This window comes from Enterobacter sp. SGAir0187 (assembly GCF_002952735.2).
Taxonomy (GTDB): Bacteria; Pseudomonadota; Gammaproteobacteria; order Enterobacterales; family Enterobacteriaceae; genus Enterobacter; species Enterobacter quasiroggenkampii.
Genome location: NZ_CP025034.2, coordinates 4,457,652 through 4,479,726 on the forward strand (window position 1 = coordinate 4,457,652; position 22,075 = coordinate 4,479,726).

General features: G+C 55.6%; 21 protein-coding genes. 12 read left to right on the forward strand and 9 right to left on the reverse strand.

The window, feature by feature from the left end; genetic code table 11:
• Nucleotides 1-23 precede the first annotated feature (23 nt).
• From znuA to lpxM, 3 genes are all read left to right on the forward strand, one after another.
• Nucleotides 24-968 carry a zinc ABC transporter substrate-binding protein ZnuA gene (znuA, locus tag CWR52_RS21320; protein WP_129546970.1) on the forward strand — a complete coding sequence of 315 codons (945 nt, stop codon included), beginning with the start codon at nt 24-26 and terminating at the stop codon, nt 966-968.
• 15 nt (nt 969-983) lie between these two features.
• Entirely contained in the window at nt 984-2,303 is a 1,320-nt protein-coding gene (gene mepM / locus CWR52_RS21325; protein WP_104950691.1) for a murein DD-endopeptidase MepM, read from the forward strand.
• A 121-nt stretch (nt 2,304-2,424) separates the two neighbouring features.
• Nucleotides 2,425-3,396, forward strand: coding sequence for a lauroyl-Kdo(2)-lipid IV(A) myristoyltransferase (gene lpxM / locus CWR52_RS21330; RefSeq protein WP_104950692.1), 972 nt, complete (start codon nt 2,425-2,427; stop codon nt 3,394-3,396).
• Between the two features lie 45 nt (nt 3,397-3,441).
• On the opposite strand, the gene pyk is transcribed toward lpxM, so the two are convergent.
• Nucleotides 3,442-4,884 carry a pyruvate kinase gene (pyk, locus tag CWR52_RS21335; RefSeq protein ID WP_020883399.1) on the reverse strand — a complete coding sequence of 481 codons (1,443 nt, stop codon included), beginning with the start codon at nt 4,882-4,884 and terminating at the stop codon, nt 3,442-3,444.
• Nucleotides 4,885-5,024: 140 nt separating this feature from the next.
• Nucleotides 5,025-5,894: a MurR/RpiR family transcriptional regulator gene (locus tag CWR52_RS21340; protein ID WP_023312229.1), complete on the reverse strand. Its 870-nt coding sequence runs from the start codon at nt 5,892-5,894 to the stop codon at nt 5,025-5,027.
• A gap of 356 nt (nt 5,895-6,250) precedes the next feature.
• On the opposite strand from CWR52_RS21340, the gene zwf reads away from it, so the two are divergent.
• From zwf to CWR52_RS21355, 3 genes are all read left to right on the forward strand, one after another.
• Nucleotides 6,251-7,726 carry a glucose-6-phosphate dehydrogenase gene (zwf, locus tag CWR52_RS21345; protein WP_023312228.1) on the forward strand — a complete coding sequence of 492 codons (1,476 nt, stop codon included), beginning with the start codon at nt 6,251-6,253 and terminating at the stop codon, nt 7,724-7,726.
• A gap of 233 nt (nt 7,727-7,959) precedes the next feature.
• Nucleotides 7,960-9,771, forward strand: coding sequence for a phosphogluconate dehydratase (gene edd, locus CWR52_RS21350; protein WP_048029427.1), 1,812 nt, complete (start codon nt 7,960-7,962; stop codon nt 9,769-9,771).
• A 39-nt stretch (nt 9,772-9,810) separates the two neighbouring features.
• Entirely contained in the window at nt 9,811-10,452 is a 642-nt protein-coding gene (locus CWR52_RS21355; RefSeq protein ID WP_104950693.1) for a bifunctional 4-hydroxy-2-oxoglutarate aldolase/2-dehydro-3-deoxy-phosphogluconate aldolase, read from the forward strand.
• 42 nt (nt 10,453-10,494) lie between these two features.
• Here CWR52_RS21355 and purT read toward each other — a convergent pair whose 3' ends face one another.
• The gene (gene purT / locus CWR52_RS21360; RefSeq protein WP_104950694.1) at nt 10,495-11,673 is read right to left on the reverse strand and encodes a formate-dependent phosphoribosylglycinamide formyltransferase; all 1,179 of its coding nucleotides are present in this window, start codon (nt 11,671-11,673) and stop codon (nt 10,495-10,497) included.
• Nucleotides 11,674-11,844: 171 nt separating this feature from the next.
• Here purT and CWR52_RS21365 point away from each other — a divergent pair, with 171 nt between their 5' ends.
• Both CWR52_RS21365 and ptrB read left to right on the forward strand, forming a co-directional pair.
• The gene (locus CWR52_RS21365) at nt 11,845-12,495 is read left to right on the forward strand and encodes a tellurite resistance TerB family protein (RefSeq protein WP_104950695.1); all 651 of its coding nucleotides are present in this window, start codon (nt 11,845-11,847) and stop codon (nt 12,493-12,495) included.
• An 85-nt stretch (nt 12,496-12,580) separates the two neighbouring features.
• On the forward strand, nt 12,581-14,641 hold the full coding sequence (gene ptrB / locus CWR52_RS21370) for an oligopeptidase B (protein ID WP_104950696.1): 2,061 nt from the start codon (nt 12,581-12,583) through the stop codon (nt 14,639-14,641).
• Here ptrB and exoX read toward each other — a convergent pair.
• From exoX to CWR52_RS21385, 3 genes are all read right to left on the reverse strand, one after another.
• Entirely contained in the window at nt 14,638-15,300 is a 663-nt protein-coding gene (exoX, locus tag CWR52_RS21375; RefSeq protein ID WP_104950697.1) for an exodeoxyribonuclease X, read from the reverse strand. The two genes, ptrB and exoX, sit on opposite strands and share 4 nt — an antisense overlap.
• A gap of 24 nt (nt 15,301-15,324) precedes the next feature.
• Nucleotides 15,325-15,975, reverse strand: a complete 651-nt coding sequence (locus CWR52_RS21380; protein ID WP_104950698.1) for a carbon-nitrogen hydrolase family protein — start codon at nt 15,973-15,975, stop codon at nt 15,325-15,327.
• A gap of 110 nt (nt 15,976-16,085) precedes the next feature.
• Nucleotides 16,086-16,316 (reverse strand): DNA polymerase III subunit theta, encoded by a 231-nt coding sequence (locus CWR52_RS21385; protein WP_008500465.1) that lies wholly within the window; start codon nt 16,314-16,316, stop codon nt 16,086-16,088.
• A gap of 137 nt (nt 16,317-16,453) precedes the next feature.
• Between CWR52_RS21385 and yobA the strand changes: the two genes are divergently transcribed.
• The 3 genes from yobA to CWR52_RS21400 are packed head-to-tail and all read left to right on the forward strand — an operon-like array spanning nt 16,454 to nt 18,051.
• Nucleotides 16,454-16,825: a CopC domain-containing protein YobA gene (yobA, locus tag CWR52_RS21390; RefSeq protein ID WP_048029432.1), complete on the forward strand. Its 372-nt coding sequence runs from the start codon at nt 16,454-16,456 to the stop codon at nt 16,823-16,825.
• Between the two features lies 1 nt (nt 16,826).
• Nucleotides 16,827-17,696: a copper homeostasis membrane protein CopD gene (gene copD, locus CWR52_RS21395; RefSeq protein WP_104950699.1), complete on the forward strand. Its 870-nt coding sequence runs from the start codon at nt 16,827-16,829 to the stop codon at nt 17,694-17,696.
• A gap of 16 nt (nt 17,697-17,712) precedes the next feature.
• Nucleotides 17,713-18,051, forward strand: coding sequence for a YebY family protein (locus tag CWR52_RS21400; protein ID WP_048029434.1), 339 nt, complete (start codon nt 17,713-17,715; stop codon nt 18,049-18,051).
• Nucleotides 18,052-18,457: 406 nt separating this feature from the next.
• On the opposite strand, the gene CWR52_RS21405 is transcribed toward CWR52_RS21400, so the two are convergent.
• The gene (locus CWR52_RS21405) at nt 18,458-19,399 is read right to left on the reverse strand and encodes a VirK/YbjX family protein (RefSeq protein WP_104950700.1); all 942 of its coding nucleotides are present in this window, start codon (nt 19,397-19,399) and stop codon (nt 18,458-18,460) included.
• Between the two features lie 177 nt (nt 19,400-19,576).
• Here CWR52_RS21405 and pphA point away from each other — a divergent pair, with 177 nt between their 5' ends.
• Complete coding sequence (gene pphA, locus CWR52_RS21410; protein WP_104950701.1) at nt 19,577-20,221, forward strand: protein-serine/threonine phosphatase; 645 nt, start codon at nt 19,577-19,579, stop codon at nt 20,219-20,221.
• 34 nt (nt 20,222-20,255) lie between these two features.
• Here pphA and CWR52_RS21415 read toward each other — a convergent pair whose 3' ends face one another.
• Entirely contained in the window at nt 20,256-20,495 is a 240-nt protein-coding gene (locus tag CWR52_RS21415; protein ID WP_008500472.1) for a YebV family protein, read from the reverse strand.
• A 106-nt stretch (nt 20,496-20,601) separates the two neighbouring features.
• A complete protein-coding gene (rsmF, locus tag CWR52_RS21420; protein ID WP_414650405.1) occupies nt 20,602-21,999 on the reverse strand; it encodes a 16S rRNA (cytosine(1407)-C(5))-methyltransferase RsmF in 1,398 nt (465 codons plus the stop codon).
• Between the last annotated feature and the right edge of the window lie 76 nt (nt 22,000-22,075).

Sequence of the window (22,075 nt, forward strand, 5' to 3'; positions counted from 1 at the left end):
TCACTACGATGATTAGTCGCATTATGTTACATAAAAATACGCTTCTTTTCGCAGCATTATCCGCTGCCCTTTGGGGTACAACCGCACAAGATGTTAACGCTGCGGTTGTCGCTTCGCTTAAACCGCTCGGGTTCATCGCGTCAGCCATTGCTGACGGGGTAACAGAAACCCAGGTTCTGCTCCCGGATGGTGCATCGGAGCATGATTATTCCCTGCGCCCTTCCGATGTAAAACGCTTACAAAACGCGGACTTAGTTGTCTGGAACGGTCCGGAAATGGAAGCGTTTATGCAGAAGTCAGCAAAACAGGTGGCGGGTGAAAAACAGGTCGCGATTGCCGACCTCCCCGGCGTGAAACCGTTACTCATGAAAGGGGCGGATGACGACGGCGACGAACATGACCATCATGCTGCCGACGGTGAAAAAGGTGATGGAGATCACCATCACGGCGAGTACAACATGCATCTTTGGTTATCCCCAGAGATAGCGCGGCTTTCAGCGGTTGCAATCCATGACAAATTAGTGGAACTTATGCCGCAAAGTCGAGCCAAACTAGACGCCAACCTGAAGGATTTTGAGGCACAATTAGCCGCAACCGATAAGCAGGTTGGTAATGAGCTCGCACCGTTGAAAGGAAAAGGGTATTTCGTTTTTCATGACGCCTACGGCTATTACGAAAAACACTACGGTTTGACCCCGCTGGGTCATTTTACCGTCAACCCTGAAATTCAGCCTGGTGCGCAGCGTTTACATGAAATCAGAACACAGCTGGTTGAGCAAAAAGCGACATGCGTTTTTGCTGAGCCACAGTTCAGGCCAGCGGTCGTAGAAGCCGTGGCCAGGGGGACATCCGTGCGCATGGGGACCCTTGACCCGCTAGGAACGAATATCCAGTTGAGCAAAGCGAGCTATTCGCAGTTCCTCAGCCAACTGGCGAACCAGTATGCGAGCTGCCTGAAAGGAGATTAACGAGGAAGTGAATACGTGCAACAGATAGCCCGCTCTGTCGCCCTGGCATTTAACAATCTGCCTCGACCCCACCGCGTCATGCTGGGGTCGCTTACAGTACTCACCCTAGCGGTCGCCGTCTGGCGGCCCTATGTTTACCACCCGAGTTCTGTCCCTATCATCAAAACCATCGAGCTTGAAAAGAGCGAAATTCGTTCTTTGCTGCCTGAAGCCAGTGAGCCTATCGACCAGTCGGCTCAGGAAGATGAAGCTATTCCACAGGATGAACTGGACGATAAAACCGAGAACGAAGCGGGTATTCATGAATATGTTGTCTCTACCGGGGATACGCTGAGCAGCGTACTGAACCAGTACGGCATCGACATGGGGAATATCAGCCAGCTGGCGGCGGCAGATAAAGATCTTCGCAACCTGAAAATTGGGCAGCAGCTCTCCTGGACGTTAACGGCCGATGGCGATCTCCAGCGTCTGACCTGGGAAATGTCCCGCCGCGAAACCCGCACCTACGATCGCACGGCGACGGGCTTTAAAATGACCAGCGAAATGCAGAAGGGCGACTGGGTTAACAGCGTTCTGAAAGGCACCGTGGGCGCGAGCTTTGTCTCCAGCGCGCGAGATGCAGGCTTGACCAGCGCTGAAATCAGCTCGGTGATCAAAGCCATGCAGTGGCAGATGGATTTTCGCAAGCTGAAGAAGGGCGATGAGTTCTCCGTCCTGATGTCCCGCGAAATGCTGGACGGCAAGCGCGAGCAAAGCCAGCTGCTGGGCGTACGTCTGCGCTCCGAGGGCAAAGATTACTACGCGATCCGTGCCGAAGACGGTAAGTTCTACGACCGCAGCGGTACGGGCCTTGCAAAAGGCTTCCTGCGCTTCCCAACGGCTAAACAGTTCCGCGTCTCCTCGAACTTTAACCCGCGTCGTCTGAACCCGGTAACCGGGCGTGTCGCACCGCACCGTGGCGTTGACTTTGCCATGCCGCAGGGCACACCGGTTCTGGCGGTAGGGGATGGTGAAGTGGTGGTGGCCAAACGTAGCGGTGCAGCCGGGTATTACGTCGCGGTACGTCATGGCCGTACGTATACGACCCGCTACATGCACCTGCGTAAGCTGCTGGTTAAACCGGGTCAGAAGGTGAAGCGTGGTGACCGTATCGCGATCTCCGGCAATACCGGACGCTCTACCGGCCCGCATCTGCACTATGAAGTGTGGATTAACCAACAGGCAGTGAACCCGCTGACGGCGAAACTGCCGCGCACCGAAGGCCTGACAGGTAAAGATCGTACTGATTATCTGGCGCAGGTGAAAGAGGTGTTGCCGCAGCTGAGCTTAGACTAAGCCCTCTGTTTTTGTTAAAAAAGCCGGCGCACACTGACGCCGGCTTTTTCTTTTGTGCGCGGACGACTGCCTCGCTACACTATCTGAATAAATTTTTGCGTCATCAGACCCTGGATCTAGCATGGAAACCCAAAAAAACAATATTGAATACATTCCTGAGTTTGAAAAATCCTTCCGCCATCCGCGCAACTGGGGCGCCTGGCTCGGCGTCTACGCCTTTGCGGGGATGGCGTTGCTGCCTGCCGCACTGCGAGATCCTGTCCTGGGTAAAATTGGCCGTCTGGCCGGGCGTTTAGGCAAAAGCGCCCGTCGTCGCGCGCAGATCAATCTCTATTACTGTTTTCCGGAAAAGAGTGACGCCGAGCGCGAGGCAATCATTGATGAGATGTATACCACCGCACCGCAGGCCATGGCGATGATGGCGGAGCTGGCGCTGAAAGGGCCGGATAAAATTGTCGATCGCGTTGACTGGAAAGGGCTGGATATCATCGAGGAGATGCGTCGCAATGACGAGAAAGTCATTTTCCTTGTCCCCCACGGCTGGGGCGTTGATATTCCGGCGATGCTGATGGCCTCTCAGGGCCAGAAGATGGCGGCTATGTTCCATAACCAGGGCAATAAAATCTTCGATTTTGTCTGGAATACGGTGCGTCGTCGTTTTGGCGGACGCCTGCATGCGCGCAACGATGGCATTAAGCCCTTCATTCAGTCGGTACGTCAGGGGTACTGGGGCTACTATCTGCCGGATCAGGACCATGGCCCCGAGCACAGCGAGTTTGTCGATTTCTTTGCGACCTATAAAGCGACGCTCCCCGCGATTGGTCGCCTGATGAAAGTTTGTCGTGCCCGCGTGATCCCGCTGTTCCCGGTCTACGACGGTAAAACGCATCGCCTGAGTATTGAGGTTCGTCCGCCGATGGACGATCTGCTCACCGCCGATGATTACACCATTGCCCGTCGGATGAACGAAGAGGTGGAGATCCTGGTAGGGCCACATGCCGAGCAGTACACGTGGATCCTGAAGCTGCTTAAAACGCGTAAGCCGGGTGAAAAAGAGCCGTATAAACGTAAAGAGCTGTATCCAACGAAATAAAAAAAGCCCTCTCCAGCTGGAGAGGGCTTTTTAACAGAGACGTTATTACTCGACGGTCAGAACGCGCGTGGTGTTGGTTGATCCGATGGTGCTCATCACATCGCCCTGGGTCACAATGACGATATCACCAGAGACCAGATAGCCTTTGTCACGCAGCAGGTTTACGGCATCGTGCGCAGCGGCCACGCCGTCATTGGTGCTGTCGAAGTGTACCGGCGTCACGCCGCGGTACAGCGCCGTCAGGTTCAGCGTACGTTCGTGACGGGACATGGCGAAGATCGGCAGACCCGAGCTGATACGCGAGGTCATCAGCGCGGTACGGCCAGATTCGGTCATGGTGATGATCGCAGTAACGCCCTTCAGATGGTTTGCCGCATACATCGCCGACATCGCAATCGCTTCTTCCACGTTATCGAACTGCACGTCCAGACGGTGTTTAGAGACGTTGATGCTTGGGATCTTTTCAGCACCCAGGCAAACACGTGCCATAGCGGCCACGGTTTCTGCCGGATATTGGCCCGCAGCGGTTTCGGCAGAGAGCATCACCGCATCGGTACCGTCCAGCACGGCGTTCGCCACGTCCATGACTTCTGCACGGGTTGGCATTGGGTTGGTGATCATCGATTCCATCATCTGAGTCGCGGTGATCACCGCGCGGTTCAGCTGACGTGCGCGACGAATCAGGGCTTTCTGAATACCCACCAGCTCAGGGTCGCCGATTTCCACACCCAGGTCGCCGCGCGCAACCATCACCACGTCAGACGCGAGGATCACATCGTCCATGGCATCCTGATCGCAAACGGCTTCCGCGCGCTCAACTTTGGCGACGATTTTGGCATCGCAGCCTGCATCACGCGCCAGGCGCCGCGCATAGTTCAGATCTTCGCCGCAGCGCGGGAAGGAGACAGCCAGGTAATCAACGCCGATCAGCGCAGCCGTCACGATGTCCGCTTTGTCTTTATCGGTAAGCGCCTCTGCTGAGAGGCCGCCGCCCAGTTTGTTGATGCCTTTATTGTTGGAGAGCGGGCCGCCGACGGTAACTTCGGTGAACACTTTCATGCCCTGAACTTCCAGCACTTTCAGCTGTACGCGGCCGTCATCAAGCAGCAGGATATCGCCAGGTACGACGTCAGCCGGGAGGCCTTTATAGTCGATACCGACTTTTTCTTTATCGCCTTCGCCTTTGCCCAGGTTGGCATCCAGCAGAAATTTGTCGCCGATATTGAGGAAAACTTTCCCCTCTTTAAAGGTGGAAACACGAATTTTTGGACCCTGCAAATCGCCGAGGATAGCCACGTGGCGGCCCAGTTTTGCTGCGATTTCACGCACTTTATCGGCACGTAATTTATGGTCTTCTGGCGTACCGTGAGAGAAGTTCATACGCACCACGTTGGCACCGGCGGCGATAATTTTTTCGAGATTATTATCGCGATCGGTGGCCGGGCCTAAGGTGGTTACGATCTTGGTTCTGCGAAGCCTTCTGGACATGTAATACTCCGTTGACTGAAACAACTTTGGTGTTGCGTGAACATTGAATCGGCCTTCATCTGCTGCAAGGCAGCGGCGAGGGGACCGAATGCCGTAAATCGTTACATCGTCATTATTCGTGACGTCTTCGTTATCAACTATCAGGGAACATCGCTCTTTATAAGCAATTCTTTATCAAAACGCGATTCCTTCAGCGCTTCCTTGACCCGCTTCAAGTTATCCCGGAATTTTGCCCCTCGACGTAAGGTAAAACCGGTCGCGAGCACGTCAATCACGGTGAGCTGGGCCAGGCGGGAGACCATCGGCATATAAATGTCGGTGTCTTCCGGCACGTCGAGGGTGATCGCCAGCGTTGCCTCACGGGCCAGCGGTGTGCCCGCCGTGGTCAGCGCAATCACCATGGCATCGTTTTCACGGGCCAGTTGCGCCAGTTCAACCTGACTCTTGGTGCGGCCGGTATGCGAAATCAGTACCACGACGTCATCTTCACTGCAATTCATACAGCTCATGCGTTGCAGGACAATGTCATCGGAATAAATCACCGGGACGTTAAAGCGGAAAAATTTGTTCATCGCGTCATGCGCCACGGCCGCCGACGACCCGAGCCCAAAGAACGCAATTCGCTTGGCCTGGGTGAGTAAATCCACCGCGCGATTGACGGAGCTCATGTCCAGAGACTGACGGACGTGGTCGAGCGAAGCCATGGCCGATTCAAAAATTTTCGCGGTATAGGCATCAACGCTGTCGTCTTCATCCACATTACGATTAACATAAGGGGTGCCGTTAGCCAGACTTTGCGCCAGATGCAGTTTAAAATCAGGAAAGCCGCGCGTTTCCAGGCTGCGGCAAAAGCGATTGACCGTGGGTTCGCTAACACCCGCTTCCTGTGCCAGAGCGGCGATGCTTGAATGAATCGCCTGAGCGGGAGAGGCGAGAATGACCTCGGCCACTTTTCGCTCGGATTTGCTAAGGTGTTCCAGTTGAAACTGGATTTTTTCCAGCATGTTCATGTTAACAGGATGCTCATGGGTGTAAACGATTTCATAAATTGATGAAATCGTGATTCGATTTAGCCGATATTACCCTTGTGGCTTCCATTAAGGGTAACAATCGACAAGATAATGTTGTTGTTTTTTTTCATTACTTGATCGGTGTCGGGTTTTGCTATGACCCTGTTGCGCAAAGAAACGACGGTTGTTGCGTCATTAAGCCGTCGAAATCATCCGAAGGGTGAAAAATCGCGGTATCGCACGCGACGATAAGCGCTAATGGTTTCGGGAATGACGTAAAAGCAGTACAGTGCATTGTAATAAAATTACAACGATACCTGGCAGAAGTACCAGGTGATCCAACTGAGGAGAATGACATGGCGGTAACGCAAACAGCCCAGGCATGTGACCTGGTCATTTTCGGCGCGAAAGGCGATCTTGCACGCCGAAAATTGCTGCCTTCCCTGTATCAACTGGAGAAAGCGGGCCAAATTCATCCGGATACCCGTATCCTGGGTGTAGGGCGCGCCGACTGGGACAAGGACGCTTATACCAAAGTCGTCCGCGAGGCGCTCGAAACTTTCATGAAGGAAAAAATTGATGAAAGTTTGTGGGATACCCTGAGTGGACGTCTCGATTTCTGCAACCTGGACGTAAATGACGTCAGCGCGTTTACCCGCTTAGGCGCGATGCTGGATCAGAAAAACCGTGTCACGATTAACTATTTCGCCATGCCGCCAAGCACCTTCGGCGCCATCTGCAAAGGCCTGGGCGAAGCCAAACTGAACGCCAAACCGGCGCGCGTCGTGATGGAGAAGCCGCTGGGTACGTCGCTGGCAACCTCGCGTGAAATCAACGACCAGGTGGGCGAGTTCTTTGAAGAGTGCCAGGTCTACCGTATCGACCACTATCTCGGTAAAGAGACGGTACTGAACCTGCTGGCCCTGCGTTTCGCTAACTCCCTGTTTGTGAATAACTGGGACAACCGCACTATCGACCACGTGGAAATCACCGTGGCAGAAGAGGTGGGTATTGAAGGCCGCTGGGGTTACTTTGACCAGGCCGGCCAGATGCGCGACATGATCCAGAACCACCTGCTGCAGATTCTGTGCATGATTGCCATGTCTCCACCGTCTGACCTGACGGCGGACAGCATTCGTGACGCAAAAGTGAAAGTGCTGAAATCGCTGCGCCGCATCGACCGCTCCAACGTGCGTGAGAAGACCGTTCGCGGCCAGTACACCGCCGGGTTTGCACAGGGTAAAAAAGTGCCGGGCTACCTGGAAGAAGAGGGCGCGAACAAGTCCAGCAACACCGAGACGTTCGTGGCGATCCGCGTGGATATCGACGACTGGCGCTGGGCGGGTGTTCCGTTCTACCTGCGCACCGGTAAGCGTCTGCCTGCGAAGTGCTCCGAGGTAGTGGTCTACTTCAAAAACCCGGAACTGAACCTGTTCAAAGAGTCCTGGCAGGAGCTGCCGCAGAACAAGCTGACCATTCGTCTGCAGCCGGACGAGGGCGTGGATATCCAGATCCTGAACAAAGTGCCGGGCCTGGATCATAAACACAACCTGCAGACCACCAAGCTGGATCTGAGCTACTCCGAAACCTTCAACCAGACGCACCTGGCCGATGCGTACGAGCGTCTGCTGCTGGAAACCATGCGCGGCATTCAGGCGTTGTTCGTGCGCCGCGATGAAGTGGAAGAGGCGTGGAAATGGGTCGACTCCATCACCGAAGCCTGGGCTGCCGATCAGGATGCGCCAAAACCGTATCAGGCGGGTACCTGGGGACCTGTCGCGTCGGTGGCGATGATCACCCGCGATGGCCGCTCCTGGAATGAGTTTGAGTAAGATAATCCGCTAGCCCGAAAGTGTTATTTTACCGGTAACATGATCTAACACAGCTCGTGGCACAATTTTCAACTTTTAAGCTCCGCGTGGATTCACCCGCGGAGCTTTTTTTATTACACTGCCGGAAGTGATTTTGCCCCTGAGCTCCGGACAGCAAGCGTTTCAGCGTTGTTAACAACTGCCAGCGACTTTGTAAACTCCCGAGCCCGGACAGATAAATGAGAGGAGCTTTTATGAATCCGACATTGTTACGCGTAACACAACGCATTATTGAGCGCTCGAAAGAGACCCGTTCGGCCTACCTCGCCCGGATTGAGCAGGCGAAGAGCAACACCGTTCACCGCTCCCAGCTGGCCTGCGGTAACCTGGCGCACGGCTTCGCCGCCTGCCAGCCTGACGATAAAGCGTCGCTGAAAAGCATGTTGCGTAACAATATCGCCATCATTACCGCCTATAACGATATGCTCTCCGCGCATCAGCCCTATGAGGTTTACCCGGATATCATCCGTAAAGCGCTGCACAGCGTGAATGCGGTCGGCCAGGTGGCGGGTGGGGTACCCGCCATGTGCGACGGCGTAACGCAGGGTCAGGACGGTATGGAGCTCTCCCTGCTGAGCCGCGAAGTGATCGCCATGTCCGCGGCGGTGGGCCTGTCACACAACATGTTTGATGGCGCGCTCTATCTCGGCGTGTGCGACAAGATTGTTCCGGGCCTGGTGATGGCCGCGCTGTCGTTTGGTCATCTGCCTGCGATCTTCGTGCCCTCGGGCCCAATGGCAAGCGGCCTGCCGAACAAAGAAAAAGTGCGCATTCGCCAGCTGTACGCGGAAGGAAAAGCAGATCGTCAGGCGCTGCTGGAGGCGGAAGCCGCGTCCTACCATGCGCCGGGCACCTGTACGTTCTACGGTACCGCAAACACGAACCAGATGGTGGTGGAGTTTATGGGGATGCAGCTTCCAGGCTCATCCTTTATCCAGCCGGACGCGCCGCTGCGCAAAGCGCTGACCGAGGCCGCGGCCCGTCAGGTCACGCGTCTGACCGGAAACGGCAACGAATGGATGCCGATGGGCAAAATGGTCGACGAAAAGGTCATCGTCAACGGGATTGTCGCGCTGCTGGCAACCGGTGGGTCAACCAACCACACCATGCACCTGGTGGCCATGGCGCGTGCTGCGGGTATTCTGATTAACTGGGATGACTTTTCCGAGATCTCTTCCGTGGTGCCGTTGATGGCACGCCTGTACCCAAATGGCCCGGCGGACATTAACCACTTCCAGGCCGCGGGCGGCGTACCGCTGCTGATGCGCGAGCTGCTGAAAGGCGGTCTGCTGCATGAAGATGTCAACACCGTGGCGGGCTTTGGCCTGCAGCGCTACACCCAGGAGCCATGGCTGAACAACGGCGAGCTGGACTGGCGTGATGGGGCGAGCGCGTCTCTTGATGCGCAGGTTATCGCCACCATTGACAAACCGTTCTCTCCTCACGGTGGCACCAAAGTGCTCAGCGGTAACCTCGGTCGCGCGGTGATGAAGACCTCTGCCGTACCGGAAGAGAACCAGATTATCGAAGCGCCGGCGGTGGTATTTGAAAGCCAGCACGACGTATTACCTGCCTTTGACGCCGGTCTGCTCGATAAAGACTGCGTGGTGGTGGTGCGTCATCAGGGGCCTAAAGCCAACGGGATGCCAGAATTACATAAACTTATGCCGCCACTTGGTGTATTATTGGACCGCCGTTTCAAAATTGCACTGGTGACCGATGGACGCCTCTCTGGCGCCTCAGGTAAAGTGCCTTCAGCCATCCACGTGACGCCGGAAGCGTACGACGGTGGCCTGCTGGCGAAAGTGCGTGACGGTGACATGATCCGCGTTAACGGTCAGACAGGCGAGTTAACCCTGCTGGTGGATGATGCCGAACTGGCGGCACGTCAGCCCCATATTCCTGACCTGAGCGCGTCGCGCGTGGGAACAGGACGCGAAATGTTTGGCGCGCTGCGTGAGAAACTCTCCGGTGCTGAGCAGGGCGCAACCTGTATTACGTTTTAAGACGACTTGATTTTAACGATCTGGCGAGAGAAAACTCTGATGAAAAACTGGAAAACAAGTGCAGAAGCAATCCTGACCACGGGCCCTGTCGTGCCGGTTATCGTGGTAAACAAGCTGGAGCACGCTGTACCGATGGCGAAAGCGCTGGTTGAGGGCGGCGTTCGCGTTCTGGAAGTGACCCTGCGTACCGCCTGCGCGATGGATGCTATTCGCGCCATTGCTAAAGAAGTGCCGGACGCCATTATCGGTGCGGGTACCGTGACGAACGCAAGACAGCTGGCTGAAGTGACCGAAGCGGGCGCACAGTTTGCCATCAGCCCGGGCCTGACCGAATCGCTGCTGAAGGCCGCGACCGAAGGCACTATTCCGCTGATCCCGGGTATCAGCACCGTTTCTGAACTGATGCTGGGCATGGACTACGGTCTGAAAGAGTTTAAATTCTTCCCGGCGGAAGCGAACGGCGGCACCAAAGCGCTGCAGGCGATTGCGGGTCCTTTCTCCCAGGTACGCTTCTGCCCGACGGGCGGTATTTCTCCTGCCAACTACCGGGACTACCTGGCGCTGAAAAGCGTGCTGTGCATCGGTGGCTCATGGCTGGTTCCGGCGGATGCGCTGGAAGCGGGCGACTGGGATCGCATCACAAAACTGGCTCGCGAAGCGGTGGAAGGCGCGAAGCAGTAAGTCATTCGTCGCATAAAAAACGGGCCTTTCGGCCCGTTTTTTTTATCCCTCTACCTTAACGCTTGCTGCGGCCGCTTTCGCTCTCGCCACGGCGTCGTCAACGTTATCCCCGGTAGCTAATGCCACGCCAAGACGACGAGTACCGTCGATCTCCGGCTTACCGAACAAACGTACCTGCAACCCGGCACCCACCGCCGCGTCGACGTTATCAAACGTCACGTTCTGGCTGGTTAACTGCGGCAGGATCACCGCCGAGGCGGCCGGGCCGTACTGACGGATACCGCCGACGGGCAGGCCGAGGAAGGCACGCACGTGCAGAGCGAACTCGGAAAGATCCTGCGAAATCAGCGTGACCATGCCGGTGTCATGCGGGCGCGGGGACACCTCGCTGAAAATCACCTCATCACCGCACACAAACAGCTCCACGCCGAACAGGCCATAGCCGCCCAGCGCCAGGACGGTTTTACGGGCGATCGCCTGCGCACGTTCCAGCGCCAGAGCGCTCATCTGCTGCGGCTGCCAGGATTCGCGGTAATCGCCATCCTCCTGGCGGTGGCCAATCGGGTCGCAGAAATGGACGCCGTCAACGGCGCTGACGGTCAGCAGCGTGATCTCGAAATCAAACTTCACTACGCCTTCGACGATGACGCGACCAGCACCGGCGCGGCCACCCTGCTGGGCGTAATCCCACGCCTTATCGAGCATGCTGCTGTCGCGAATGAAGCTCTGTCCTTTACCGGAGGAGCTCATCACCGGCTTAACGATGCACGGGTAACCAATCTCCTCTACGGCCTGCAGGAATGCGGCTTTATCGCCAGCAAAACGATAGCTCGAGGTGGGCAATTCCAGCTCTTCCGCCGCCAGGCGACGAATGCCTTCGCGGTTCATGGTCAGCTTTGCGGCTTTCGCGCAGGGCACCACGCGCTGGCCTTCCTGCTCAAGCGCAATCAGCGTATCGGTGGCGATGGCTTCAATTTCCGGTACAACGAAATCGGGTTTCTCGCGCGTAATCAGCTCGCGTAGGGCATCGCCATCCAGCATGTTAATCACATAAGAACGATGGGCGACGTGCATGGCGGGCGCATCGGCGTAACGGTCTACGGCAATGACTTCCACGCCTAAACGCTGGCACTCAATGGCGACCTCTTTTCCCAGCTCGCCCGATCCCAACAGCATCACTCGCGTCGCCGCAGGTCGCAGCGCGGTTCCTAAACGAATCATAACAATCCCCCTGAAAAAGTTGCGGGCAGTATAAACGAAAACGTTTGCGTCTGTCTTGTGCACCGCTAAGCGCGGGAGGAAGAAATTTGCGCTTCTTTAGCCCGGCCAGACATTTCCTGACGCCTGCTCGCTTACGCTGTGGAACATATTCACCGTTAAGTGAGGGAAACCATGTCTGGCTGGCTAAATCAATTGCAATCACTGTTAGGACAGAAAACATCGTCTTCCGGCGAGCGGGAGCTCAGTAAACTGCTGGTGCCCGGGGCGCTCGGCGGCCTGGCCGGCCTGCTGGTCGCGAATAAATCCTCGCGCAAGCTGCTGGCAAAGTACGGGACAGGCGCGCTGCTGGCCGGCGGCGGCGCCATTGCGGGCACCGTCCTGTGGAATAAATACAAGGACAGGGTACGGACCGCGCACAATGACGAACCGCATTATGGCGAGCATACCTCGCCGCTGGATCTGCGTACTGAACGGCTGATCCTGGCGCTGGTTTTTGCCGCGAAAAGTGACGGGCATATTGACGATAAGGAACGACTTGCAATCGAACAGCAGCTGCGTGAGGCCGGCGTTGAAGAGAAGGGCAGAGCGCTGGTGGCGCAGGCCATCGAACAGCCTCTGGAGCCACAGCGTCTGGCGCAAAGCGTGAAAAATGAGGAAGAGGCGCTTGAACTCTATTTCCTCAGCTGTGCCGCCATCGATATCGATCACTTTATGGAGCGCAGCTACCTGAATGCGCTTGGAGACGCGCTGAAGATCCCCCAGGACGTGCGTGAGGGCATTGAGCGGGATATCCGGGAACAAAAACAGGCGTTACAGGGCTAGTGCTCGCCGTTGCGATCCGGTTTCGCTTGCATCATGCGTGGGTTTTGCCAACCTTATAGGGTGTAAAACTAAAAAGAATGATGACATGCCACCGAAAGCCCGACGTATACCTTATGCGATCACCACGCATGGCGATACGCGTATAGACAACTATTACTGGCTACGGGACGATTCGCGCTCCCGGCCAGAGGTGCTCGACTATCTGCACGAGGAAAATGACTACGGCCGCAAGGTCATGTCCAGCCAGCAGACGCTTCAGGACCAACTGCTGAATGAGATGGTGCAGCGCATTCCTCAGCGCGATATCTCGGCGCCCTGGACCAAAAACGGCTATCGCTACCGCCATATTTACGAGCCCGGCAACGAGTATCCCATCTACCAGCGTCAGTCGGTGCTCAGCGCCGAATGGGATGCGTGGGATATTCTGCTGGATGCCAACCAGCGCGCCGCCCACAGCGAGTTTTATACTCTGGGCGGCATGTCCATTTCACCGGATAACGCGGTAATGGCGCTGGCGGAGGATTATCTCTCGCGTCGCCAGTACGGCCTGCGTTTTCGCAATCTGGACACCGGCAACTGGTATCCTGAAATGCTGGAAAACGTCTCCCCGGATTTTGTCTGGGCGAATGATTCCGAGACGGTTTACTACGTCAAAAAGCACGCCTCGACGCTGCTGCCTTATCAGGTATGGCGGCATACCGTCGGTACGGACTCCGCTGACGACGAGCTGGTTTATGAAGAGAAAGACGAAACGTTCTATGTCAGCCTGCATAAAACCTCCTCGCGCCATTATGTGATTATCTTCCTGGCCAGCGCCACGACGTCGGAAGTCCTGCTGCTGGATGCCGAACTGCCCGATGCCCAGCCGCTCTGTTTCCTGCCGCGCCGGAAGGATCATGAGTACAGCCTGGATCACTTCCAGCACAGCTTTTATCTGCGCTCGAATCGCGAGGGTAAAAACTTTGGTCTCTATAAAACCAAAGTTCGCGATGAGCGCAAGTGGGAAGTGCTTATTCCCGCGCGGGATCAGGTGATGCTGGAAGGGTTCACCCTGTTCACCGACTGGCTGGTGGTGGAGGAGCGTCAGCGCGGGCTGACCAGCATCCGGCAAATCAACCGTAAAACGCGAGAAGTGGTAGGCATCGCGTTCGACGACCCGGCCTATGTGACGTGGATTGGTTTCAACCCGGAACCCGAATCCTCGCGGCTGCGCTACGGCTACTCATCGATGACCACACCAGACACCCTGTTTGAGCTGGACATGGATACCGGGCAGCGCCAGGTGATTAAACAGACCGAGGTCAAAGGGTTTGAGTCTGAAAACTACCGCAGCGAGCACCTGTGGGTCATCGCCCGGGATGGCGTCGAGGTCCCCGTCTCGCTCGTGTATCACAAAGCCCACTTCCAGAAAGGCAAAAACCCGATCCTGGTGTACGGCTACGGCTCCTACGGCTCAAGCATGGATGCCGATTTCAGCAGCAGCCGATTAAGCCTGCTCGATCGCGGCTTTGTTTTCGCCATCGCCCATATTCGCGGCGGCGGTGAGCTGGGGCAGCACTGGTACGAGGACGGGAAATTCCTGAAAAAGAAAAACACCTTTAATGACTACCTCGACGTCTGCGATGCGCTGATTGATCAGGGCTATGGCGATCCGAAGCTCTGCTTTGGCATGGGCGGCAGCGCGGGCGGCATGCTGATGGGGGCGGTGATCAACCAGCGACCCGAGCGCTTTAAGGGAATTGTCGCGCAGGTACCGTTTGTCGATGTGGTGACGACTATGCTCGATGAATCCATCCCGCTTACAACAGGGGAGTTTGAAGAGTGGGGCAATCCGCAGGATGAGATTTACTACCGCTATATGAAAACGTACAGCCCGTACGATAACGTGGAAGCGAAAGCCTATCCCCACATGCTGGTCACCACCGGTCTGCATGATTCTCAGGTGCAGTACTGGGAGCCGGCAAAATGGGTGGCGAAACTGCGGGAGCTGAAAACCGACGACAACCTGCTGCTGCTGTGTACCGATATGGACTCCGGTCACGGCGGGAAATCGGGTCGATTTAAATCCTACGAAGGGGTTGCTCTGGAATATGCCTTCCTGATTGGCCTGGCGCAGGAGACGCTGCCAGGCCGTGCGGAGCGTTAAGCTTCGCCCAGATAGTGCTTCAGCGTTAAGCGCAGCTCCGGGCTCATTTTGTCGAGGTTGTTATACAGCCAGCGTAAATAGCCCGGGTCTTTATCCGCCACCTCGGACACCGGCTTCCCGCGATATTTCCCAAAGGTAAATGTGGTCAGAAGTGCAGGACGGCCGGTGATGGTCGCCATATCATCCGGCGTCCAGCCAGAGATATTCATAATATCTATCAGTAACGCGGCGGTGATATAGCAGTCATACAGGGCCCGGTGATGGTGAAGCCCTTCAGGCGTGCGGACGCTGAGCTTGCGGGACTTGTACAGCGCCATGTTGCTGTATTTAATGCCAGGCCAGAGGCGACGCGCCAGCTTCATGGTACAAATCCATTCCCCCGGCATCTCAGGTAGCACCCGGCGGTCAAAACTGGCGTTATGCGCGACGTACCACGGGCTACCGTAATAGTGGGGAATGATCTCTTCGATCCACGGTTTGTCCGCCACCATCGATTCGGTAATGCGATGGATAGCCATCGCCTGAGGGCTGATGGGGCGGTCGGGACGCACCAGATGGCTCATAGGGTTGACGATTTTACCATCAACCACGTCGACAGAGGCCACTTCCACAATTCCGCCCTGAAGATCGCAAGTTTCGGTATCGATGACGCGCAGCATTGAACACTCCTGAGCTTAAAACGCCTAGCCTAAAGGAATGATATCGCCTTGCCAACCCTCTCCGCCGAGCGTGCCGGTTAACAGCAGCTCGCCCCGATCGGCGCGGACGATCAGCTGGCCTTTTTCATCCCACAGTGCGCTACCGCCGCAGGCGTTCGCCATCAGCACCGCAATGGCATATTTATGCGCGAAGCGCTGCAGGGTACTGATGGACTGCCGCCAGCGGTGATCCTCCACGGACTGGCTGCTGGTAAACAGCGACGCTCTGGGATCGAGATTGGGGGAATCGGCATGCGCATCAATAATGCTGAGCTGTTTCTCCCCCGGCACCAGGCTGGCACCGCTACCTTGCGGGTAGCGCAGGATGCGGTGACGGGCGGGCGTGAAGAGCGCGAGACCTTTCTGACGTTGGCCGTTCCGTTCCAGGGGGAGCCCGGCAATCACGGTAATCCGGTAAAAATGCGCCGCGTCCAGTAGCGGTTTCAGTTGCGCGTCATCAGGTGGGGGAGGTAGCGTCGTCTTACCCGAGCCTGTTAATGAGAGTTCAGGGAACACCAGCAGATCGCACCGCTGCCGTGCTGCTTCGGCGATGAAGCGCAGGTGGTGCGTGATATGGTCATCGACACTCTGATGCTGCCCACCATACTGGGCTGCCGCTATATTCCAATGTGACATCGTGACTTCCTTATACACTGAGTCGCAGAGATTTAAGAATACACCTAAATTTATCAGGGTTTTCTTATCCTGCCAGATTCCGCGTAAGGAAGTGTAACGGCTCGTTAAGCTTATTTAACTTTAGGTTCGTACGGTAAACGGGAGAGGTTAACCGAGGCGAGACGGTGGGCGATGAGTCTTTCGCGAAACCAGTCGCGCAGATGGGCGGGCTGTTCTCGTTCAACGACTTCAGCCACGACAGGCATGTTATAACGCTCTTTGAACGCGACGCCAGCGGCAGCGAGATCGACATTCACTTTATCCATCTCGTCCTGTGGAAGGGCGGCCAGATTGATCTTCATTACCTTCTCCTTTTTCTGCGGCGGCAACGTTACCGCGATTGCACGAAGATGACAAGCGGAGGCAGGATGTTCCTCGACTCGTTTATTATACAGCGTTATTCTTTAGCATACAGACATAACAAAAAGGAATGATTGCGATGGGTTTCTCCGCTTCCCGCGCGGTATGCGCACTGGTTTTTCTGACCTCTACAATGATGACCTCCTCCGCGCTGGCGCATGCGCACCTTAAGCAGCCGATCCCGGCAGCGGACAGCGTGGTGAGCGCTCCGCAGGCACTTACACTGCATTTTTCGGAAGGCATCGAACCGGGATTTAGCGGTGTGGTGGTGACGGACGCACAAAAGCAGGTCATCAAAACGGGTACCGCTACGCGAGACGAAAAGAACAAGGCGCAACTCACCGTTCCGCTGGAACAAACGCTGACGTCAGGGACGTACCAGGTAGACTGGCATGTCGTCTCTGTAGACGGTCATAAAACTAAAGGCAGCTATCACTTTAGCGTGAAATAGCATGCTGGCGCTGTGTTATATCGGGTTGCGCTTTATCCATTTCGGGGCGCTGATGCTGGTTTTTGGCAACGCGCTTTACAGCGTCTGGTTTGCGCCTTCCTCTCTCCAGCGGCTGATGTCCCGGCGTTTCCAGCTGCAGCAGAAAGTGGCGGCCGTAGTGAGCCTGACGGCTGCACTCCTGATGTTTATGCTTCAGGGCGGTTTGATGGGTAACGGCTGGGGAGATGTGTTTGCCCCGCAGGTCTGGTCCGGCGTGATGAGGACACAGTTTGGCGGCGTCTGGCTGTGGCAAATGATTCTCGCTGCGATGACGGTCGCTGCAGCATGGCTCGCGCCGCTGAAAGGTTCGCGGCTGCTGCTGCTCGCCATGGGCCAGCTTATCCTGCTGGCGGGGGTAGGGCACGCGGCGATGAACGACGGTCCGATGGGGGCGTTGCAGCGCCTTAATCACGCGTTTCACCTGATCTGTGCCGCAGCCTGGCTGGGCGGATTACTGCCCCTGCTATTCTGCATGCGTCTGGCGAAAGGGCGCTGGCAGAATGCCGCCATCTATACCATGATGCGCTTCTCGCGCGTGGGCCATTATGCGGTCGCGGGCGTGCTGCTCAGCGGAGCGATCAATGCGCTCATGATACTGGGCGTCCATATTCCCTGGCAGGCTGACTACGTGCAGTTTTTGCTGTTCAAATGTGCGCTGGTGGCCTTGATGGTGGTAATTGCGCTGGCAAATCGGTATTTTCTGGTGCCACGGTTTCGTCCGGAGACCGGGCGAGCACAACAAATTTTTATCAGGATGACAAAGGCAGAAGTGGTGCTGGGGGCGCTGGTACTGGCAACGGTCAGTCTGTTCGCCACCTGGGAACCCTTCTGACAAGGTTAAATATCATATGAAAAAGACAGTACTTTCTCTCATATTGCTGGCCTGCACGGGGAGCGCGTTAGCCGCACCGCAGGTTATCACCGTCAGCCGTTTTGAAGTGGGTAAGGATAAATGGGCGTTCAACCGCGAAGAGGTGATGCTGACCTGCCGTCCGGGCCATGCGCTGTATGCCATCAACCCGAGCACGCTGGTGCAATACCCGTTAAATGAAACCGCCGAGCAGCAGGTGGCCAGCGGAAAGAGCAGCGGCCAGCCGATCAGCATTATTCAGATCGATGACCCGGCGAATCCGGGCCAGAAAATGAGTCTGGCCCCGTTTATCGAGCGCGCCGACAAGCTCTGCTAACGTTCAGGTTTCCAATAAAAAACCGCAGATGCTTGCGAAAGCACTGCGGTTTTTCACATTTTATGATGCTCTGGCGCTTTTTTTCCGACCGCTTTAGCTGTGGACTGGAAAACCTGGCGTCGTCATCTATTCTTAAAAGGCAAGGCGACTTAGCCTGCATTAATGCCAACTTTTAGCGCACGGCTCTCTCCCAAGAGCCATTTCCCTGGACCGAATACAGGAATCGTATTCGGTCTCTTTTTATCTGTATGAAAGTAAACGAGTAATCCCAATATTTCTTTCTCATACAGTGCGTACGTCCTGTACGACTGCTTAAAACATAACACAACAGAGCATGCGGAAGTCCAGACCTTTTTGCCTGTTTTGTTAAATTTTCGTGTGCAATCAGTAAAAGCCAGAACCGTGTTTAAAAGCGGGATTTAACGGATGCCTCAATTTCATCAAGCAGTTCAAAGCGACGGCGGTATTCGGCACGCTTTTTACTGGCTATCTCCTCAAGGGATTTGCGCTCCATCTGCAATGGCAACTGCCAACTGAAGGCTGAACGTTTTTGACCGTCGATAGAGGCCCAAAACTCATCGTAGCTGGCGTGGAAATGGCGACCTTTACTCAGTCGATAACGCAGTGCACGGAAGATATGACCTTCATCGCTGACCGCATAAATGGCTTTGATGCCGGAAAGTGTGGCCAATTGGAAAAGCACTTCCATCAACACGCGTTTCGGGAAAAGACCATGGCAGGCTCGGGTTGCCTGTTTGATCACATCACGGGATACGCTGCGTCGCGGGCCCTGAAGACCGCCAATCACCAGAACATATTCTCCGTTTTCGCGAGCAACGCAAAATGTCACACTGGCAAGCAGGGTATTTTCGTTATCACGCAGCCACAGCGTACATTCACCCTCACGCTCTGCTTTACTGGCATTCATGGCGTTGACGTTATAGCTCACGCCATCTTTGGCATGAAACTCAACAATGGATTGCTCTTGCGGTCCGGTTAAGGCCCTGACCAGGTCGACGTCTTTCAGGGAGTCAATCCACTGATAATGGCTGACGATGGCATCAGCACGCGCATTGGCGTTCATGCCACGCATCAGATACTGGCGATGTGTTTTGCTCGGCAGGGTGATCTGCGAAGCCAGTAACTGATCAAAATCGTCGCGGCGAGCCAGCGCATCGAGCATGCGATGCGTAGAAGACCAAAACAGCAATGAACGTAACAGAAATTTAAGACGGTACTCGCGTTTTTGCCAGATAGGGCCTGGAACGAGTTTGCCTTTCACCAGTTCGGAAATGATATGGGTACGATGCGATTGTGGCGCATCGTTTTGCAGGCGCGTATTTGACACGGGAAAACCTCAAAGTTTATGCAATGCATATTTTAGGGGGCATGCAAAAGAGTATTAATACTGGTGAAACATTTATTTATCCTCAGTTTACTGTTTGTTTAACTTTATGAAAAGCGCTCCAGCGGAGCTTCCCTGCGCATATGCTAGCTGCAGCTACACTCTCTTGTGGGAGGTTCTATGTATGAGCGAATAGATGGTCGAAAGTGGCGTCACGTCTGGGTTGTCAGCGATATACATGGCTGTTATCAGCGGCTTATGGATGAGCTTAAACGCCGCCATTTTAACCCGTATGAGGATTTGCTTATTTCCGTTGGGGATATGATCGATCGTGGGCCTGATAGTGTGAAATGCCTGCAGTTAATTCATGAAAAATGGTTTCGTGCCGTCCGGGGCAACCATGAGCAAATGGCGCTCGACGGTCTGGATAATAACGATTTTTCTCTCTGGATGATGAATGGCGGAATGTGGTTTGCGCAGCTTGAACGCGACCAGCAACAGCTTGCGCTGTCGTTGCTCGAGGCCTGTCGCGATTTACCGCATATCATTGAGATAACCTGTGCTAACGGGCTGAACGTGATTGCCCATGCGGATTATCCGGCAGCGGAATACCGCTGGCAAAAACCGGTCAATACCCATCGCGTTTTATGGGACCGCGATCGGTTGATGGGGTTTATGGTGGGCAAAGGGCAGGGCATCAGCGGTGCGGATCATTTCTGGTTCGGACATACGCCTGTCGACAGAAGGTATGATTTTGACAATCTTCACTACATTGATACGGGCGCCGTATTTGACGGTTACTTTACGCTGGCGCAGCTGCAGTAATAAATAACCCGCCTTCGGGCGGGTTCTCTTTAGGTCAGGCAAGACGCATGACCCAGGCATCGGTTTTACTATCGTAATGCTCACGGTAAAGGACTGAGTGTTCGCCATCAAGTATTGCCGGGACGCTGGTGTCTGCATCCCATGCATCGAGCTGCATGCACAAATCCGGGTCGGATTTGCAGGGAATACTTAACGTTCGATCGCCTTGTGCTTCGCCGCGCAGCTCTGCGTCGTCGATTTCAAAAGCGCCAATACGCACGCTGGTTTTCGTCATAGTGCTCTCCGGGTCGGTTGTCAAAATCTGGTATGACCAGTGCGGCCACCCATTTTTGATCGTAGACAAGGAGAGCAAAATCGCCAGTAAAAAAATGCGCTTTTTTTCAGGCCGTGCGATCGTTACCGGTAAACAGCCGTCCATCGCGAACCAGCTCGCGCGGATAGCTGTTTTTCAGTCGTGAGCCGACTTTTTTAGCCAGCCCGAGCGGGTATCCCTGATACGTCACGATCATTTCATCGCCTGATGGCGTGCTGTCCGGATAGACATCGCGACCACGGTACCACTCTTCGGCTTCCTGATGCGTCAGGGCAAAGGTATTCTCGCGTCCGGCAAGGGCGATGACGGCCTCATGCTGCCAGCGATAGCCTTTATTATGCACTTCCGCCAGGCGGATCCCGATTCGGGAAAAACGGACCTTTCCGATGAGCGGTTCGATCTCAGCCGGGAACAGCCATACCTCTTTATCACGGATCCAGAGGTGCAGGCTCTCATCCCAGACCAGGCCAATTTTTTCGGCGGCGGCGATAAGCTGTGCTGCATCGCGCCCTTTGAGGGGGGCAAACGGGAAGTTGCCGACCTTGAATTTAGGTGCGGGCAGGGGAGCAACCGCCTGTGTTTTACGCAGACGCGCCACAAAGAAGCCTTCGCAGTCGTAAATCTGTGGGAACACATGAAGGAAACCCTCAGGGGTGACCGCCTCCTGTGCTGAGGCAAACAGATCGTCGAGCGGCAGGAACTCGACCGCATCCGGGTATTGCGCTTTCAGCCACAAACAGACGTCTTCGTTTTCATCGCGGTTTAAGGTGCACGTTGAATAGACCAGCGTGCCGCCAGGGCGCAGGGCATGGAATGCGCTCACTATCAGCTCCCGCTGCGTGGCGGCGATCTCCAGGTTGCTTTCCACGGACCAGTTCTTTAACGCATCGGGATCTTTACGCACCACCCCTTCGCCCGAGCAGGGGGCGTCCAGCAGAATGGCATCGAAGGCTTCCGGCAAGGCGGCGCCAAACACGCGTCCGTCGAAGTGCGTCAGGGCAACATTATGAATACCGCAGCGGCTGATGTTGGCATGCAACACCTTCACGCGGCTGGCGGAAAACTCGTTGGCAAGGATCGCACCGCGGTTACCCATGCGGGCGGCAATTTGCGTGGTTTTTGAGCCTGGCGCCGCAGCCACATCCATCACGCGAGCGGGCGCGTTACCCTCTGCAAATAGAGCAGCCACCGGCAGCATCGAGCTGGCTTCCTGGATATAGAACAGGCCGCTCAGATGTTCCGCAGTGCTTCCCAGCGGCACGGCGTCTTCGTCATCGCGCTCGATCCAGAACCCCTCTGCACACCACGGTACCGGCGTAAGCTGCCAGCGGTACGGCGAGACCAGCGCCAGAAAATCTTCGACGCTGATTTTCAGCGTATTGACGCGAATACTTCGGCGTAACGGACGCTGGCAGGCGGCGATAAAATCGTCTAACGACAGGTGAGAAGGAAGCGCCTCGCGCATCTGCGCCAGGAATTGTTCAGGAAGAAATACGGAGTTTTGAGCCACGGGCACACCACAGGGAAAAGTTCAGGTGCGC

Coding starts and splice junctions, on each gene's coding strand:
- znuA (WP_129546970.1), top strand. CDS start 24: ATGTTACATAAAAATACGCTTCTTTTCGCAGCATTATCCGCTGCCCTT.
- lpxM (WP_104950692.1), top strand. CDS start 2,425: ATGGAAACCCAAAAAAACAATATTGAATACATTCCTGAGTTTGAAAAA.
- pyk (WP_020883399.1), bottom strand. CDS start 4,884: ATGTCCAGAAGGCTTCGCAGAACCAAGATCGTAACCACCTTAGGCCCG.
- CWR52_RS21340 (WP_023312229.1), bottom strand. CDS start 5,894: ATGAACATGCTGGAAAAAATCCAGTTTCAACTGGAACACCTTAGCAAA.
- zwf (WP_023312228.1), top strand. CDS start 6,251: ATGGCGGTAACGCAAACAGCCCAGGCATGTGACCTGGTCATTTTCGGC.
- edd (WP_048029427.1), top strand. CDS start 7,960: ATGAATCCGACATTGTTACGCGTAACACAACGCATTATTGAGCGCTCG.
- CWR52_RS21355 (WP_104950693.1), top strand. CDS start 9,811: ATGAAAAACTGGAAAACAAGTGCAGAAGCAATCCTGACCACGGGCCCT.
- purT (WP_104950694.1), bottom strand. CDS start 11,673: ATGATTCGTTTAGGAACCGCGCTGCGACCTGCGGCGACGCGAGTGATG.
- CWR52_RS21365 (WP_104950695.1), top strand. CDS start 11,845: ATGTCTGGCTGGCTAAATCAATTGCAATCACTGTTAGGACAGAAAACA.
- ptrB (WP_104950696.1), top strand. CDS start 12,581: ATGCCACCGAAAGCCCGACGTATACCTTATGCGATCACCACGCATGGC.
- exoX (WP_104950697.1), bottom strand. CDS start 15,300: ATGCTGCGCGTCATCGATACCGAAACTTGCGATCTTCAGGGCGGAATT.
- CWR52_RS21380 (WP_104950698.1), bottom strand. CDS start 15,975: ATGTCACATTGGAATATAGCGGCAGCCCAGTATGGTGGGCAGCATCAG.
- CWR52_RS21385 (WP_008500465.1), bottom strand. CDS start 16,316: ATGAAGATCAATCTGGCCGCCCTTCCACAGGACGAGATGGATAAAGTG.
- yobA (WP_048029432.1), top strand. CDS start 16,454: ATGGGTTTCTCCGCTTCCCGCGCGGTATGCGCACTGGTTTTTCTGACC.
- copD (WP_104950699.1), top strand. CDS start 16,827: ATGCTGGCGCTGTGTTATATCGGGTTGCGCTTTATCCATTTCGGGGCG.
- CWR52_RS21400 (WP_048029434.1), top strand. CDS start 17,713: ATGAAAAAGACAGTACTTTCTCTCATATTGCTGGCCTGCACGGGGAGC.
- pphA (WP_104950701.1), top strand. CDS start 19,577: ATGTATGAGCGAATAGATGGTCGAAAGTGGCGTCACGTCTGGGTTGTC.
- CWR52_RS21415 (WP_008500472.1), bottom strand. CDS start 20,495: ATGACGAAAACCAGCGTGCGTATTGGCGCTTTTGAAATCGACGACGCA.
- rsmF (WP_414650405.1), bottom strand. CDS start 21,999: ATGCGCGAGGCGCTTCCTTCTCACCTGTCGTTAGACGATTTTATCGCC.